Below are 16,132 nucleotides of genomic sequence, written 5' to 3'. Positions count from 1 at the left end.
GGCTTCTCGGATACAGTGGGGTCCTCAGGCCGCCGGCGCGCGGCCGTCGCCATGCGCATCACGAGGGAGTGACGTGGGTACGGATGCACCGAGAACGCGTCGGCACTGGGGGCTCACGTTCCTGATCGGCCTGCTCGTCACCGTGCTCGTGCTCGGTATCGCGGGCGCCGGCCTCGGCTGGTGGACCGTGCAGCGCTCGTTCCCGACGACGAGCGGAAACGTCGATGTCCCAGGCCTCACGGCGGCCGTCACCGTGTACCGCGACGACGCCGGCATCCCGCAGCTCGTCGCCGAGACCGACCACGACCTCTTCTTCGCCCAGGGATACGTGCACGCGCAAGACCGGTTCTGGGAGATGGACTTCCGTCGGCATGTCACCTCGGGCCGGCTCGCCGAGCTGTTCGGCGAGTCGCAGGTCGGCACCGATGCCTTCATCCGCACGCTCGACTGGCGCGGCGTTGCCGAGCAGGAGTACGAGCTGCTCGACGAGTCGTCGCGTGCGCACTACGACGCCTACGCCGAGGGAGTGAACGCCTACCTCGCGGAGCGCGACGGGGCTGGCCTCTCGCTCGAATACGCGGTGCTCGGCCTGCAGAATCCCGGCTACTCCCCCGAACCCTGGTCCCCCGCCGATTCGATCGCCTGGCTCAAGGCGATGGCCTGGGACCTCCGTTCGAACCTCGGTGACGAGATCGACCGGGCCCTGCTCGCCTCGGTGCTGCCGCCCGAAGAGGTGGCCCGGCTGCACCCCGATTATGCGTGGGACGCGAAGCCGACGATCCTCGACGGGCCGGTCGCCGCCCCCGCTGCCGCCGACATGCAGCCGCTCGAGGTGCAATCGCCCGATGCGAGCGCCGCCCTCGACGCCGACGGATACGCCGACGCGCTCTCCTCACTCAGTGCGATGCTCGACGAGGTGCCGACGCTCCTCGGCCCCGAGGGCTCCGACATCGGCTCGAACTCGTGGGTGATCTCGGGCGCGCTCACCGAGTCCGGCCTGCCGCTGCTCGCCAACGACACGCACCTCGGGCCGGCGATGCCGTCGATCTGGGCGCAGATGGGGCTGCACTGCCTCGAGGTGAGCGCCGAGTGCGCCTATGACGTCTCGGGATTCACGTTCGCGGGGCTTCCCGGCGTGATCATCGGCCACAACGATCGCATCGCATGGGGCCTCTCGAATCTCGGGCCCGACGTCGCCGACCTCTACCTCGAACGCGTCGACGGCGACGCCTACGAACTCGACGGCGCCATGGTGCCGCTCACCCTCCGCAAGGAGACCATCGAGGTCGCGGGCGGCGAGCCCGTCGAGATCACGGTGCGCTCCACAGCACACGGGCCGATCGTCACCGACATCGATGCGGACTTCAAGCGCCTTGCGACCGAGTACCCCGCGGCATCCGGCCAATCCGAGGGCGAATACGAGGTGTCGCTGCAGTGGACGGCGCTGTCTCCGGGCAACACTCCCCAGGCGATCCTCGCACTCGATCGTGCCCGCGACTGGAACGGCTTCCGTGCCGCCGCCGCGCTCTTCGACGTGCCCTCCCAGAACCTCGTCTACGCCGACGTCGACGGCAACATCGGCTACCAGGCCCCCGGCCGCATCCCGGTGCGCACGTCGGGCGACGGCACGGTGCCCCTCCCCGGATGGACGAGCGAGAACCGCTGGGCGGGAACGATCCCGTTCGACCAGCTCCCGAGCGTGCTCAATCCGCCCAGCGGGTACCTCGTCACCGCCAACAACCCCCTCGTCGCGTCCGGCGAGCCCATGCTCACGAAGGACTGGGACATGGGCTACCGCGCCGAGACGATCGACCGGCTCCTCGGCGAACGCATCGCCGCCGGAGAGAAGCTGACGGCCGACTCGCTCGCCGAGATCCAGCTCGACACGAGCGACCCGAACGCCGCGGCGTTCCTGCCCGTGATCGCCTCACTCGAACTCAGCGGCGACGCGGCGCGCGGCGCCGAGCTCCTCGACGGCTGGGACGCCGTTGCCGACGTCGACAGCGCCGAGGCCGCATACTTCAGCGTCTTCTGGAAGACTCTGCTCGACGAGATGTTCGGCGAACTGCCCGACGGCACGCGACCAAAAGGCGGCGACCGGTGGTTCTCGGTCGTCGACACCCTCCTCACCGAGCCCGACGCCCGTTGGTGGTCCAACGAGGAAGCGGGAGTCGCCGGTCGCGACGCGATGATCGCACGAGCGCTCGAGCTCGCGTGGAGCGAGGCGGAGACCCGCATGGGCAGCGACTCCGACTCGTGGCGCTGGGGCCGCTTGCACACGCTCACGCTCACGAACGCGAGCTTCGGCGAATCGGGCATCGCGCCGATCGAGTGGCTCTTCAACCGCGGGCCGTACGAGCTCGGCGGCGGCTCGTCGATCGTGAACGCGATCGGCTGGGATGCGAGCATCGGCTACGGCGTGCACTGGGTGCCCTCGATGCGCCTGATCGTCGACCTCGGCGACGCGGATGCCTCACGCTGGGTGAACCTCACCGGGGCATCCGGCCATGCCTTCCACCCGAACTACGCCGACCAGACGCCGCTGTGGCAGCGCGGTGAGACGCGGCCATGGCCGTCGACGCTGCAGGCCATTCGAGACACGGCTCGCGACACCCTGCAGCTTCGGCCGTAGTGCGCCGACGGGTCGTGCGGCTCGGCCTCAGCGCGCCGAAGGGTAGTGCCGCTCGGCCTCGCCGACGTAGAGCTGCTGCGGGCGCCCGATCTTCGACTGCGGGTCGAGGTTCATCTCGCGCCAGTGCGCCACCCATCCGGGCAGGCGCCCGATCGCGAACAGCACCGTGAACATGCGCGTCGGGAAGCCCATGGCCTTGTAGATGACGCCCGTGTAGAAGTCGACGTTCGGGTAGAGGCGGCGCTCCTTGAAGTAGTCGTCTTCGAGGGCGAGCTGCTCGAGCTCCTTGGCGAGGTCGAGCAGCGGGTCGTTCACGCCGAGACCGGCGAGCACCTGGTCGGCCGACTCCTTGACGAGCTTCGCGCGCGGGTCGTAGTTCTTGTAAACGCGGTGCCCGAAGCCCATGAGCTTCACACCGTCTTCCTTGTTCTTCACCCGCTCGACGAACTTGTGCACGCCCTCTCCCGAATCGCGGATGCGGGCGAGCATCTGCAGCACGGCTTCGTTCGCGCCGCCGTGCAACGGCCCGGAGAGCGCCTGGATGCCGGCGGAGATCGACGCGTAGAGGTTGGCGCCGGTCGATCCGACGAGGCGCACGGTCGAAGTCGACGCGTTCTGCTCGTGGTCCTCGTGGAGGATGAGCAGACGATCGAGTGCCTTCGAGAGCACCGGGTCGATCTCGTACCGCTCGGCCATGTTGCCGAAGTTCAGCTTCAGGAAGTTGTCGACGAAGTTCAGCGAATTGTCGGGGTAGAGGAAGGCCTGCCCGATGCTCTTCTTGTGCGCGTACGCCGCGATGACGGGCAGCTTCGCGAGCAGCCGCAGCGTCGTGAGCTCGACGTGGTCGGGATCGTGCGGGTCGGAAGTGTCCTCGTAGTACGTCGAGAGTGCCGAGACGGCGCTCGAGAGCACCGACATGGGGTGCGCGGTGTGCGGGAGCGATGAGAAGAACCGCTTGAGGTCTTCGTGCAGCAGCGTGTGGTGCCTGATCTTCTCGTCGAACTCGCCGAGCTGGTCGGCGGTCGGCAGCTCTCCGTAGATGAGGAGCCAAGCGACCTCAAGGAACGTCGAGTCGCCCGCGAGCTCCTCGATCGGATAGCCCCGGTAGCGCAGAATTCCCTGTTCGCCGTCGATGTACGTGATCGACGACCGCGTCGACGCGGTATTCACGAAACCGTAGTCGAGTGCCGTGAGGCCGGTCTGACGCGTGAACGTCGACAGGTCGAGGCTCGAATTGCCGTCGACCGCGGGGGTGATCGGGAACTCGGCCGTGCCGCCCGGGAAGGTGAGGGTGGCAGCACCGGGGGTCTGCCCGGCCGCCTTGTTCACGACGTCGCTCACGGCGCCTCCTGTGATCGTCACTTGTCGGTCACCTGCTTTCCGGCCCGTCGCCGGTCGGCGACCGCGGCCCGGACTACAGCCTAGACGGGCTCCGGGCACACTGTGGCATCCCCCAAAGCATCACAGCTTCCTTTGGGGGTGACCACAGTGAGGGGCGGATGTCACGCCGCGGGCGCAGCGCGCAGGCGCTCCGCAGCGACCGCCACCCGCGCATCGCTCGCCGTGAGCGACAACCGCACGTGCTCGGGAAAGTGCACGCCGTAGAAGTAGCCGGGGCCGGCCACGATGCCGAGATCCGCGAGCCGGGCGATCGAATCCCAGCCGTCACGGCCCTCGGTGGCCCACAGGTAGAGGCCGCCTTCGCTGTGGTCGATGCGGAATCCGGCCGACTCGAGCGCCGGGCGCAGGCGATCGCGACGCGCACGATAGCGCTCCTTCTGCGCCGCGACGTGCTCGTCGTCGCCGAGCGCGGCGACCATCGCCGCCTGCAACGGTGCCGGCAGCATCAGGCCGGCATGCTTGCGCACGTTCGTGAGCCGGGCGATCGTGTCGCGGCATCCGGCAACGAACGCACCGCGGTAGCCGGCCATGTTCGACTGCTTCGAGAGCGAGTAGATGGCGAGGGTGCGCACATCGTCGCCATCGGTCACGCGGGGGTCGAGCAGGCTCGGCACGGGCTCGGTCGCCCAACGGCCGTCCCAGCCGAGCTCGGCGTAGCACTCGTCGCTCACGATCACGGCGCCGAGTTCGCGGGCCCGCGCCCTGGCCGCCCGGAGTTCACCGACGTCGAGCACGCGGCCGTCGGGGTTCGCCGGGCTGTTCAGCCAGATGAGCCGCGTTGCGGCGGGCCATTCGGCTGGGTCGTCGGACGCCATCGCCGTGGCTCCGGCGAGCACCGCTCCCATCTCATAGGTGGGGTACGCGGCTCGCGGGTGCACGACGACATCGCCCTCGCCGAGGCCCAGCATGAACGGCAGCATCGCGACGAGCTCTTTCGAGCCGATCGTGGGGAGCACGGATGCCTCGTCGAGGCCGGTGACCCCGCGTCGCCGCGCGAACCACTCGACGATCGCCCGGCGGAGCGCCGGGGTGCCGACCGTCTGCGGATAGGCGTGCGCATCGGTCGCGGCCGCGAGCGCCTCACGCACGACGTCGGGAGTGGGGTCGACGGGCGAGCCTATCGAGAGGTCGACGACGCCGTCGGGGTGCGCCGCCGCGCGCTCGCGGTACGGCGCCATGAGATCCCAAGGGTAGTCGGGCAGCGCTCCGAGCGCCATGCTCAGTGGACCTGGGGCGGGAGCACGGCGATGACCGGGTGGTCTTTCGCGATCACGCCGACCTTCGCAGCACCACCGGGCGAGCCGATGTCGTCGAAGAACTCGACGTTCGCCTTGTAGTAGTCGGCCCACACATCGGGCAGGTCGTCTTCGTAGTAGATCGCCTCGACGGGGCACACGGGCTCGCACGCGCCGCAGTCGACGCACTCGTCGGGGTGGATGTAGAGCGAGCGCTCACCTTCGTAGATGCAGTCGACAGGGCATTCGTCGATGCACGCACGGTCTTTCACGTCGACACACGGGAGGGCGATGACATAGGTCACGGTGGGTTCGCTGTCCCTTCGAAGGCTGGGTCTCCAGTCTATGCGCCGGTGCGCCTGGTCGTCGGCAGCTTCGGCCACGCGACCACGAGCACCGCGATGAACGCGGGGGCGATCGACCACACCGTGCCGACGAGATCACCCGCCACGAGCACCGAGCCGCCCCACCCGGCGAACGTGAGCAACGCGGTGACCCCGATCACGCCCGCGGCGGCCGCAGCCGCCGCCCCCCGGCCGCCCGCGACGAGGCGAATGCCGAGGAGGAGCCCCGTGACGCCCGCGAGCGCCGCGACGAGGCCCCACGGGATCGCGAGGTCGCCGATGCGCCACTCGTTGCGGTGGCCGACGGTCGCGACGGCTCCGTAGAGCGCGCCGATGACGAACGCGACGATATAGGTGGTGACGCGGCCCCGCGCGGTCGCCGGGACGTGCCCCTCGGATACCGTCGTCACTGCTTCGCGGTGACCGTGTACGAGACGGTCTCGCCCTCCCCGGCGACGAACACGAGGTATTCGGCGTTCGAGTAGACCACTGCGCCGGTGCCCCCGGCCGAGACGGACGTGTCTTCGGTGAAGCCGGCGGCCTGCAGTTCGGACACGGCCTCGGCCACCGGATCGGCCGTGGTCGACGTGATCACGACGACCCAGCCCTCGGCTCCACCGGCACCCGCCGCGACCGTGATGTCACCGTCGATGACCGGCACGCTCGTCGGGAAGTCGTCCGGCAGCTTGCCGAGGCTCACGTCGCCGCCGGTGGCGCCCTCGATCGCCTCTTCGACGCCGCGGTTCACGAGATCGGCGGGGTTCGGGAAGCACCCCGTGAAGAGGGTGGCGGTGATGCCTGCGATGGCCACGGCGATGGCGGCGCGGCTCACGGTGTGCGATGTCGTCATGCGGGGCTCCTCGAGGTGGCGTGCTGTGACGGGGCTCGGGCGCTGCGGCATCCGTGTCTCCCCTCGGATTCTAGCGCCGCGCCTCGGCGCGAGCCATGGCGTAGCGTGGACCCGGGAGACGGCAGCCCAGCGCTCGGAGAGGAATCGATTCGATGGCTGAAGCGACGCAGACGGTGCGGGAACCCGGCGATTCCGCCGAGGTGCACGTCGAACGTGACGGCGACCTCGCGATCGTGACGATCGACCGGCCGAAGGCGCTGAACGCCCTCTCGGCGTCGGTGCTCACGTCGCTCGCCGAGACGTTCGACGCCCTCTCCGCCGAAGGGTCTGCGGTGCGCGGCGTCATCCTCGTCGGCGCCGGTGGGCGGGCCTTCGTGGCGGGCGCTGACATCGTGGGCCTGTCCCAGCTCACGCCCGAGCAGGGCGCCGAGCTCGGGCGGCTGGGGCACCGTGTCGCTGCCGCCATCGAGTCGCTCGCGGCTCCGGTCATCGCGTGCGTCGACGGCTTCGCCCTGGGCGGCGGACTCGAACTCGCGCTCGCCTGCGACCTCATCTACGCGACGGATGCCTCGAGCTTCGGCCAGCCCGAGGTGAAGCTCGGTCTCGTGCCGGGCTTCGGCGGCACCGTGCGGCTCCCCCGCGCCGTCGGCCTCGCTCGTGCGAAGGAGCTCATCTACACCGGTCGCCGGATCGGCGCCGACGAAGCGGTCGCCGCCGGGCTCGTGACCCGCAGCTTCCCCGACCGCGAGTCCCTGCTGGCCGGGGCGCGCACGACGCTCGAGCAGGTCGCCGAGAATTCCGCACCGGCCGTGGCGATCGCCAAGCGAGTGCTCGTCGCGGCATCCGGCACGCCGACCGAGACGGCGACGCAGCTCGAGGTTCGCGGATTCGAAGACGCGTTCCGCACCGACGACATGCGTGAGGGCGTCGCGGCGTTCATCGAGAAGCGGGAGCCGCGCTTCACCGGATCGTGATCGGCGCCCGATCGTGATCGGCGATCAGCCGCCCGATCGCGATCAGCCGATGTGCGAATCGAGCCAGGCGAAACCGTCGAAGCGCACCCCGTCGACTCCGAACATCTCGAGGTGCAGGTGCGGGCCGGTCGACTGACCGGTCGTGCCGACGAGGCCGATCTGCTGGCCTGCCGAGACCTGCTGACCGACGGTGACCGCGAGCGAGCCGTACTGCATGTGCGCATAGGAGCTCGTGATGAGCTCGCCGCCGATGTTGTGCTGCACCTCGACGTTCACGCCGAGCCCGCCGCCGTCCTCGGTCGCGAGCACGACGACACCGTCGGCGATCGACATCACCGGGGTGCCGTTGCCGGGGTTGAAGTCGACCCCGTCGTGGAACGTCGAACAACCTGCGCAGGGAGCCTCGCGCGGTCCGAAGCCGGAGCTGCGGTTCTCGGGATTAAGCACCGGCCATACGACGGCGCCGGTCTCGACGATCGAGACGTCGCCGACGCTCGCGACCTCCGAGAAGATGGGCGGCGGAGCCGCCTCGACGGCGTAGCCCTCAGCCGCGAGCAGCGGGGTCTCGGCCTCGCTGGCGACCTCGACGGTCTGCGGCGCGAGCGAGATGGTGTCATCGATCGGGGCGTAGACGGAGGCGCGGGGCTCGAGCTCGGTCGCGGTGATCGCGAGCGCGGGCACACTCGTGGCGATCATCATTCCGCCGACGAAGGACATCGCGACGACGGACATGACCGGGCGCACGGTTCGAGAGGTTCGACGAGTGCGAGCGGCGCGAGTGCTTCGAGGGGCGCGAGGGGCGCGCGAGTGGGCAGGGGGCGTATCGGCCGCGCGGCGGCCACGTGTGGGGGAAGAAGTCATCAGTTGCGTTACGTATCAGGTTTCGGGTTCGAGATCGTTATCGGTTTGAGACAATCTCAGCAACCGTAGCCCAGCTAGTCTGAGAGATTCCTCCATGGTGGATGCGATTCGACCGTGTGCGGCAGCGGCACCCACACCGGAAATGCGGCGGCCCGCCGGTCGAATGACCGCCGGGCCGCCGCCATGGGGCGCTGCGCGCTATGCCTGCTTCTTCAGGCGCGACGTCAGCCGAGCACGCGCCGTCTGGTCGAGTTCGACCTTGCGGATGCGCACCTTCTCGGGGGTGACCTCGACGCACTCGTCTTCACGGGCGAACTCGAGGCACTCCTCGAGTGAGAGCTGGCGCGAGGGCGTCATCGACTCGAACGTGTCGGAGGTGGACTGACGCATGTTCGTCAGCTTCTTCTCCTTCGTGATGTTCACGTCCATATCGTCGGGGCGCGAGTTCTCACCGATGACCATGCCCTCGTAGACCTCTTCGGTCGGGTTCACGAAGAACGACATCCGCTCTTGCAGCGCGATGATCGCGAACGGCGTGACGACACCCGTGCGGTCGGCGACGATCGAGCCGTTGTTGCGCGTCGTGATCGTGCCCGCCCATGCGTCGTAGCCGTGCGAGATCGCGTTCGCGATGCCGGTGCCGCGCGTGATCGTGAGGAACTCGGTGCGGAACCCGATGAGGCCGCGGCTCGGCACGATGAACTCCATACGCACCCAGCCGGTGCCGTGGTTCGACATGCCGTCCATGCGGCCCTTTCGGGAGGCGAGGAGCTGCGTGATCGCACCGAGGTACTCCTCGGGTGCATCGATCGTGAGGTGCTCGTAGGGCTCTTGCGTCTTGCCGTCGACGATGCGGGTGACCACCTGGGGCTTGCCGACCGTCAGCTCGAAGCCCTCGCGGCGCATCTGCTCGACGAGGATCGCGAGCGCGAGCTCGCCGCGGCCCTGCACCTCCCAGGCGTCGGGGCGACCGATGTCGAGCACCTTGAGCGACACGTTGCCGATGAGCTCCCGGTCGAGACGGTCTTTCACCATGCGCGCCGTGAGCTTGTGGCCCTTCACCTTGCCGACGAGCGGCGAGGTGTTCGTGCCGATCGTCATCGAGATGGCGGGGTCGTCGACGTGGATCGCGGGCAGCGGGCGCACGTCGTCGGGGTCGGCGAGCGTCTCGCCGATCGTGATGTCCTCGAAGCCGGCGACGGCGATGATGTCGCCGGGTCCGGCGGACTCCGCGGGGTGACGCTCGAGGGCCTTGGTCTTCAGGAGCTCGGTGACGCGCACGTTCGAGTGCGAGCCGTCGTGGCGCACCCACGCGACGGTCTGGCCCTTCTTGATCGTGCCGTTGAAGACCCGCAGCAGCGCGAGCCGACCGAGGAACGGAGATGCGTCGAGGTTCGTGACCCACGCCTGGAGCGGAGCCTCGTCGTCGTATGCGGGTGCCGGAATGTGCTTGAGGATGGCCTCGAAGAGCGGCTCGAGGTCTTCGTGGTCGGGCAGGCTTCCGTTCTCGGGCTTCGTCTCGGACGCACGTCCGGCCTTGCCGGAGGCATAGACGATCGGCACATCGAGGATCGCGTCGAGGTCGAGGTCGGGCACGTCGTCGGCGAGATCGGAAGCGAGTCCGAGCAGCAGGTCCTGGCTCTCGGCGACGACCTCGTCGATGCGCGCGTCGGGGCGATCGGTCTTGTTCACGAGCAGGATCACGGGCAGGCGCGACTCGAGCGCCTTGCGCAGCACGAAGCGGGTCTGCGGCAGCGGACCTTCACTCGCATCGACGAGGAGCACGACGCCGTCGACCATCGAGAGGCCGCGCTCGACCTCGCCGCCGAAGTCGGCGTGACCCGGGGTGTCGATGACGTTGATGATGACCGGGCCGGATGTCGCGTGCTCGCCGGCGTACTCGATGGCGGTGTTCTTCGCGAGGATCGTGATGCCCTTCTCGCGCTCGAGCTCGTTCGAGTCCATCGCGCGCTCGTCGACGTGGGCGTGGTCTGCGAACGAGTGGGTCTGCTTGAGCATGGCGTCGACGAGCGTCGTCTTGCCGTGGTCGACGTGGGCGACGATCGCGACGTTGCGCAGGTCGTTGCGGGTGGCGTTGGCCATGGTTTTTGGTCCTCAGTGATGCGGGTCGTCACGTGGCACCGTCGCGGCCCGAAACGGGCGACACGGCGGCAGCGCGGAAACGCTGGTGTGAAGGTCTGTGGGAATGCGCGACGCCGATTCGCGGCTCGCGCCTTGCCAGCCTACCCTGCGGAGCACGGCTTCGGCTGGGAACGCCGAACGCCCGGCATCCGTGTGAACGGATGCCGGGCGCCGATGCCGTTCGAGGCTACGCGCCGAGCTCGATGCCCGCTCCGGGGATGGCCGCGAGCAGGTCGCGGGTGTACTGCTCCCTGGGGTTGTCGAACACCTCGTCAGTCGTCGCCTTCTCGACGATCTTGCCGCGCTGCATCACGCAGACGTGGTCGGCGATGACCCGCACGACCGCGAGGTCGTGGGTGATGAACAGGTACGTGAGCCCGAGCTCGGACTGCAGGTCGGCGAGCAGGCGCAGGATCTGCGCCTGCACGAGCACGTCGAGCGCCGAGACCGCCTCGTCGAGCACGACGATCTCGGGCTTCAGCGCAAGCGCACGCGCGATCGCGATGCGCTGCCGCTGACCGCCTGAGAGCTCGTTCGGATACCGGCTGATGAGCGTGCGCGGCAGCGACACCTGGTCGAGCAGCTCGAACACGCGGTTGCGGCGCGTCGCCTTGGTGCCGTAACCGTGCGTGGAGAGCGGCTCGGAGATCGTGTTGCCGATGTTGCGCAGCGGGTTCAGCGAGCCGTATGGATCCTGGAAGACCGGTTGCATGCGACTGCGGAGCTCAAAGAGCTCCCTGCCGCTCGTGGACGCGAGGTCCTTGCCGCCCACGACGATCTTGCCGCTCGTCGCATCCTCGAGCTTGAGCAGCATCTTCGCGACCGTGGACTTTCCCGAGCCGGACTCGCCCACGAGGGCCATCGTCGTGCCCTTGGGGATCTCGAACGACACCTCGTCGACCGCCGTGAACTCGCCGGAGCCGCGGATCTTGAAGACCTTGGTGAGGTTCTCGACGATGATCGCCGGCGGCGCGGTTGCCGCGGCCTCCATCGCCTCGGCGCGAGCCTCGGCAGTGGCGATGAGGTCGATCGCCTCGCCGGCCGCATGGCCGGCGTCGGACTGCATGGACGACTCGGCGGCCGCGATGCTGCCACTGGACTGGATACGTCGCGAAGCGAGGCTCGGCGCCGCGGCGACGAGTCGCTGCGTGTACGGATGCTGCGGGTTCTGCAGGATCTCCGCCGAGGGGCCGGATTCGACCACCTTGCCCTTGTACATCACCACGAGTTGCTCTGCGCGCTCCGCGGCCAGGCCGAGGTCGTGCGTGATGAAGAGCAGCGTCGTGCCGAGCTCACGCGTGAGCGACTCGAGATGATCGAGGATCACGCGCTGCACGGTGACGTCGAGCGCCGAGGTAGGCTCGTCGGCGATGAGCAACTGCGGGTCGGCGGCCAGCCCCATGCCGATGAGCACGCGCTGGCGCATGCCGCCCGAGAACTGGTGCGGGAACTGGCGGAGCCGACGATCGGCGTCAGCCAGGCCCGCTTGGTTCAGCACCTCGATGGCGCGCTTCTTGACCTCCTTGCGGCCCGTCGCGATGCCATTCGCCTTGATGGCCTCCTCGACCTGGAAGCCGATCGACCACACGGGGTTGAGGTTCGACATGGGATCTTGTGGGACGAAGCCGATCTTGCGGCCGCGGATCGCCTCCATGTCGTGCTTCGACGCCTTCGTGAGGTCTTGACCGTCGAGGAGGATCTGGCCGCCGGAGATGTGGCCGGTGCCCGGCAGCAGGTTGATGATCGCGTGCGCCGTCGTCGACTTGCCGGAGCCCGACTCGCCGACGATCGCGAGGCTCTGCCCGCGGTAGAGGGTGAGGTTGATGCCGTCGACGGCCTTCACGAGTCCGTCTTGCGTGGTGAACCCCACTTGGAGGTCTTTGATCTCGAGGAGCGGGCGCTCGTCGCCACCTGCCGATGTGCGCTGCACCTTGGTTCCGTTCACGGTTTCGGTCATCGCTCGGCCCTCGCCTTCGGGTCGAGTGCGTCGCGGATGACCTCGCCGAGCATGATGAAGCTGAGCACGGTGACCGACAGTGCGATCGACGGCAGGATCAGCACCTGTGGCGCCGAACGGAGGTCGGTCTGCGCCGCGCTGATGTCGTTGCCCCATGACATGGTGCTCGAAGGCAGGCCGACACCGAGGAACGACAGGGTCGCCTCGGCGACGATTGCCGACGCGAGCGAGATCGTGGTGATGACGATGACGGGTGCGATGGAGTTCGGGAGCACGTGACGGAGCAGGATCCGGAATCGCGAAACGCCGAGCGCGGTCGCCGCCATCACGAAGTCGGCGTTCTTCACCCTGAGGATCTCGGCTCTCAGCACACGGGCCGTTGCCGGCCATGCGAATATTCCGATGGCGAGTGAGATCACCCACACACTCGCGTACTGCGAGAAGACCGACATGATGACGACCGCTGCGAGGATGTAGGGGATCGAGAAGAAGATGTCGCCGAGGCGCGAGAGCACCGCGTCGATCCATCCGCCGTAGAAGCCCGCGAACGAGCCGAACACGATGCCGAGCACGGCGACGAGCACCGTCACGATGATGCCGACCGAGAGCGACGTCGACGTGCCGTGGATGATGCGGGAGTAGATGTCGCAGCCCTGCTTGGTGTAGCCGAGCGGGTGGCCGCCCGCCGGCCCTCCGTTGCTGTTCGCCAGCTGGCAGTCGTTGTTCGGCGGCACCTGGGTGAACAAGCCCGGGGCCAGTGCGACGACGATGACGAGCAGGATCAGCGCGGACGAGATCCAGAACATCGGGCGCTTGCGCACATCGTGCCATGCGTCGATCCAGAGGTTCGACGGCTTGCCATCGGTTTTGACCGAGTCGATGGCAACGAGTGGGGTTTCCTCGATCGGAGCGACGTAATGCTGCTGATCGGGCCTGGTGTTCGTGTTACTTGGCATAGCGAATCCTCGGGTCGAGAACGGCGTACAGGAGATCCACCAGCAGGTTCACCACGAGGTAGATCAGCACCATGATCGTGACGAAGGCGACGACGGTCGGTCCCTCTCCCCGGATGATGGCCTGGTACAGGGTGCGTCCCACTCCGGGGACGTTGAAGATGCCCTCGGTCACCGTCGCGCCGACCATCAGCGTGCCGAAGTCGACGGCGAGGTAGGTGACGACCGGGATCAGCGAGTTGCGCAGGATGTGCACGGGCACGATGCGGGTGCGGGGTAGGCCCTTGCTCGCGGCAGTGCGAACGAAGTCCTGTCCCTCGGTGTCGATGACCGACGCCCTCGTCAGTCGGCTGATCTGCGCGAAGCTGATCGTCGCGAGCACGATGGCCGGCAATATCAGGTCTTGTATCGGAGCACCGGAGCCGACGGTAGTTCGGAACCACGCGAGTTGGATGCCGAAGATGAACTGGGCGACGAAGGCCACGACGAAGATCGGCAGCGAGATGAGGATGAGGCTCATGACGAGCGCACTCGCGTCGAAGATGCCGCCCTTGCGAAGTCCGGAGATCAGGCCGACCGAGATGCCGGCGACCATTTCGAAGAACACCGCTAGCGCAGCCAGGCGAAGCGTCACCGGGAATGTCGCGCCGAGAATCTCGGACACCGGCTGTCCTGAGAACGCGACGCCGAGATCACCCCGGAAGATGTTGCCGAGGAAGATGAAGTACTGGACGATGAACGGCTGGTCGAAGTGGTACCGCGCGCGGAGCTGTTCGATCACCTGCGGGGGCGGTGTCTTATCGCCGAAGAGGGCGACGATCGGGTCGCCGGGCATGGCGAAGACCATGAAGTAGATCAGGAAGGTCGTGCCGAGCAGTACAGGGATCGCCTGCAGCACCCGGCGCACGATATAGCCGGCCATGGATCAGGCCCCGCATTTCGCGAATGTTGACATGTTGAAGAAACCTCACCGTTGTGCGAGTTCGTCCCCACGATGCTACGCCGATCGGGTTCGCGCCGCGGGGATACGTGGGAGTGGGGCGGCAGCTGGTCGGCTGCCGCCCCACGGGCGTCTCAGAGTCTAGCTCCGAGTCGTCCTGGACCGAGAATTACTCGCTCTTGGTGATCTGGTAGTACAGAGGAACCGAGTTCCAGCCGTACTCCACGTTGTCGACCGACTCGCTCCACGCGCCGTTCACGTTGTAGTACCAGAGCGGGATCGCGGGGAGGTCCTCGAACAAGATCTCCTGCACCTGCTGGAACTTCTCGTTCGCAGCATCGAGATCGGTCTCAGAGAGACCCTCGTCGAGCAGCGAGTCGACCTCGGGGTTCGAGTAGTCGCCGTCGTTCGAGCCGGCGCCCGTTCCGTAGATCGGTCCGAGGAAGTTGTACAGGGCCGGGTAGTCGGCCTGCCAACCGGTGCGGAACGCGGTCTGGATGGTGCGGTCGGTGATCGCGGTGCGGAACTCGGCGAAGGTCGGGTACGGAGCGCCCGACGCGTCGATGCCGAGGTTGTTCTTCAGCTGGTTCGCGACCGCGTCGACCCACGGCCCGTGACCACCGTCGGCGTTGTAGCCGATCTGGAAGGTGCCGCTCCACGGGGAGATGGCGTCGGCCTGAGCCCAGAGGTCCTTCGCGGCATCGGCGTCGAACTCGAGCACGTCCGCACCCTTGATGTCCTCCGAGTAGCCGTCGATGACCGGCGCCGTGAAGTCGTGGGCCGGGCTCCGGGTCCCCTCGAAGATCACGTCGGTGATCTCTTCGCGGTTGATCGCCTTCGAGAGGGCGGCCAGACGGAGCTTGCCCTCCTCATCCGAGAAGTGCGGGAGGCGCGACGGGACGGTGAACGTCTGGATGCCCGCAAAGGCCTGGTTGACCGAACGGCCCTCGAACTCGCTCTCGTAGCTCGCCAGCGCGCCCGTCGGGATCTGGTCCAGGACATCCACGTTGCCACCCTGGAGGTCGGCGTACGAGGCCTCCTGCGTCGCGTAGAAGACGATGGAGAGACCGCCGTTGACCGGCTTGAGCGGGCCGTCGTAGTCGGGGTTCACGACGAGGTCGATCTTCTCGTTGTGCTTCCAGGCGCCCTCGCCGTCGAGCATGTACGGGCCGTTGCCGACCGGGTTCTCGCCGAACGCGGCGAGGTCGTCGAATGCCGATGCCGGCAGCGGCTTGAACGCCGTGTAGCCGAGTCGCAGCGGGAAGTCCGACTCCGGCTGCGTCAGCTTGACCGTGAAGGTGGTGTCGTCGACGACCTTGAGACCCGGAAGCTCGGCGACGTTCTCGTCGTAGCTGAAGCCCTCGATGCCCTCGAAGAAGTAGCTGTTGAGCTGCGCGTTGTCGAGCGCGGCGCCGTAGTTCCAGGCGTCGACGAACGAGTTCGCGTCGACGGGCTCGCCATTGGTGAACTTCAAGCCATCGCGGATCTTGATCGTATAGGTCTGTGAGTCGTCGGTCTCGATCGACTCGGCGACGTCGTTGTGCGGGGCACCCTTGGCGTCGTAGTACACGAGGCCGGCGAAGATCGATTCGGTGATCTTGCTGCCACCGGTCTCGTTGGTGTTGGTCGGGATCAGCGGGTTCTGGGGCTCGGAGCCGTTCGTGGTGATGACGGCCGACGAGCTCGCGCCTTCAGTCGACGACGGCGTGCCGGCGGTGCAGCCGGAGAGCGTGAGCGCTCCCGCGGCGGCAAGAGCAATGGCGGCAACGCCGATTCTCTTGATCTTCAATTTTCCTCCTGTGAGATGGGCGTCGACAACGCGGCTCGTGGCCGCGGTGGAGCG

13 protein-coding genes are annotated in these 16,132 nt (G+C 67.8%); 2 read left to right on the top strand and 11 right to left on the bottom strand.

Annotated features, from left to right (window positions below):
* Nucleotides 1–73: 73 nt before the first annotated feature.
* Nucleotides 74–2,632 carry a penicillin acylase family protein gene (locus tag J7E25_RS07330; RefSeq protein WP_214869338.1) on the top strand — a complete coding sequence of 853 codons (2,559 nt, stop codon included), beginning with the start codon at nucleotides 74–76 and terminating at the stop codon, nucleotides 2,630–2,632.
* 27 nt (nucleotides 2,633–2,659) lie between these two features.
* Here the strand turns inward: J7E25_RS07330 and J7E25_RS07325 are convergent, their stop codons facing one another.
* The 5 genes from J7E25_RS07325 to J7E25_RS07305 all read right to left on the bottom strand — a co-directional run bounded on the left by J7E25_RS07325 (nucleotide 2,660) and on the right by J7E25_RS07305 (nucleotide 6,462).
* A complete protein-coding gene (locus J7E25_RS07325; protein WP_308164415.1) occupies nucleotides 2,660–3,973 on the bottom strand; it encodes a citrate synthase in 1,314 nt (437 codons plus the stop codon).
* A 161-nt stretch (nucleotides 3,974–4,134) separates the two neighbouring features.
* Complete coding sequence (gene dapC / locus J7E25_RS07320) at nucleotides 4,135–5,250, bottom strand: succinyldiaminopimelate transaminase (protein WP_214869336.1); 1,116 nt, start codon at nucleotides 5,248–5,250, stop codon at nucleotides 4,135–4,137.
* Nucleotides 5,251–5,252: 2 nt separating this feature from the next.
* The gene (fdxA, locus tag J7E25_RS07315; RefSeq protein WP_214869335.1) at nucleotides 5,253–5,573 is read right to left on the bottom strand and encodes a ferredoxin; all 321 of its coding nucleotides are present in this window, start codon (nucleotides 5,571–5,573) and stop codon (nucleotides 5,253–5,255) included.
* A gap of 38 nt (nucleotides 5,574–5,611) precedes the next feature.
* The gene (locus J7E25_RS07310) at nucleotides 5,612–6,022 is read right to left on the bottom strand and encodes a hypothetical protein (RefSeq protein ID WP_214869334.1); all 411 of its coding nucleotides are present in this window, start codon (nucleotides 6,020–6,022) and stop codon (nucleotides 5,612–5,614) included.
* Nucleotides 6,019–6,462, bottom strand: coding sequence for a hypothetical protein (locus tag J7E25_RS07305; protein WP_214869333.1), 444 nt, complete (start codon nucleotides 6,460–6,462; stop codon nucleotides 6,019–6,021). Before J7E25_RS07305 ends, J7E25_RS07310 begins: the two co-directional genes overlap by 4 nt.
* Nucleotides 6,463–6,614: 152 nt before the next feature.
* On the opposite strand from J7E25_RS07305, the gene J7E25_RS07300 reads away from it, so the two are divergent.
* Complete coding sequence (locus J7E25_RS07300) at nucleotides 6,615–7,436, top strand: enoyl-CoA hydratase/isomerase family protein (RefSeq protein ID WP_214869332.1); 822 nt, start codon at nucleotides 6,615–6,617, stop codon at nucleotides 7,434–7,436.
* Between the two features lie 42 nt (nucleotides 7,437–7,478).
* Here J7E25_RS07300 and J7E25_RS07295 read toward each other — a convergent pair whose 3' ends face one another.
* From J7E25_RS07295 to J7E25_RS07270, 6 genes are all read right to left on the bottom strand, one after another.
* Nucleotides 7,479–8,168, bottom strand: coding sequence for a M23 family metallopeptidase (locus J7E25_RS07295; RefSeq protein ID WP_214869331.1), 690 nt, complete (start codon nucleotides 8,166–8,168; stop codon nucleotides 7,479–7,481).
* Between the two features lie 327 nt (nucleotides 8,169–8,495).
* Entirely contained in the window at nucleotides 8,496–10,400 is a 1,905-nt protein-coding gene (gene typA / locus J7E25_RS07290) for a translational GTPase TypA (protein WP_214869330.1), read from the bottom strand.
* A gap of 226 nt (nucleotides 10,401–10,626) precedes the next feature.
* Nucleotides 10,627–12,396: an ABC transporter ATP-binding protein gene (locus tag J7E25_RS07285; protein ID WP_214869328.1), complete on the bottom strand. Its 1,770-nt coding sequence runs from the start codon at nucleotides 12,394–12,396 to the stop codon at nucleotides 10,627–10,629.
* Nucleotides 12,393–13,352, bottom strand: coding sequence for an ABC transporter permease (locus J7E25_RS07280; protein ID WP_214869326.1), 960 nt, complete (start codon nucleotides 13,350–13,352; stop codon nucleotides 12,393–12,395). Before J7E25_RS07280 ends, J7E25_RS07285 begins: the two co-directional genes overlap by 4 nt.
* A complete protein-coding gene (locus J7E25_RS07275) occupies nucleotides 13,342–14,271 on the bottom strand; it encodes an ABC transporter permease (protein ID WP_214869324.1) in 930 nt (309 codons plus the stop codon). The genes J7E25_RS07280 and J7E25_RS07275 overlap by 11 nt, the downstream gene beginning before the upstream one ends.
* Nucleotides 14,272–14,458: 187 nt before the next feature.
* Nucleotides 14,459–16,078: an ABC transporter substrate-binding protein gene (locus J7E25_RS07270; protein ID WP_214869322.1), complete on the bottom strand. Its 1,620-nt coding sequence runs from the start codon at nucleotides 16,076–16,078 to the stop codon at nucleotides 14,459–14,461.
* Nucleotides 16,079–16,132 lie beyond the last annotated feature (54 nt).

The organism is Agromyces sp. ISL-38 (assembly GCF_018613935.1).
Taxonomy (GTDB): Bacteria; Actinomycetota; Actinomycetes; order Actinomycetales; family Microbacteriaceae; genus Agromyces.
The sequence above is the reverse complement of the archived record's forward strand: the minus strand, read 5'-3'. Positions and strand labels throughout refer to the sequence as shown.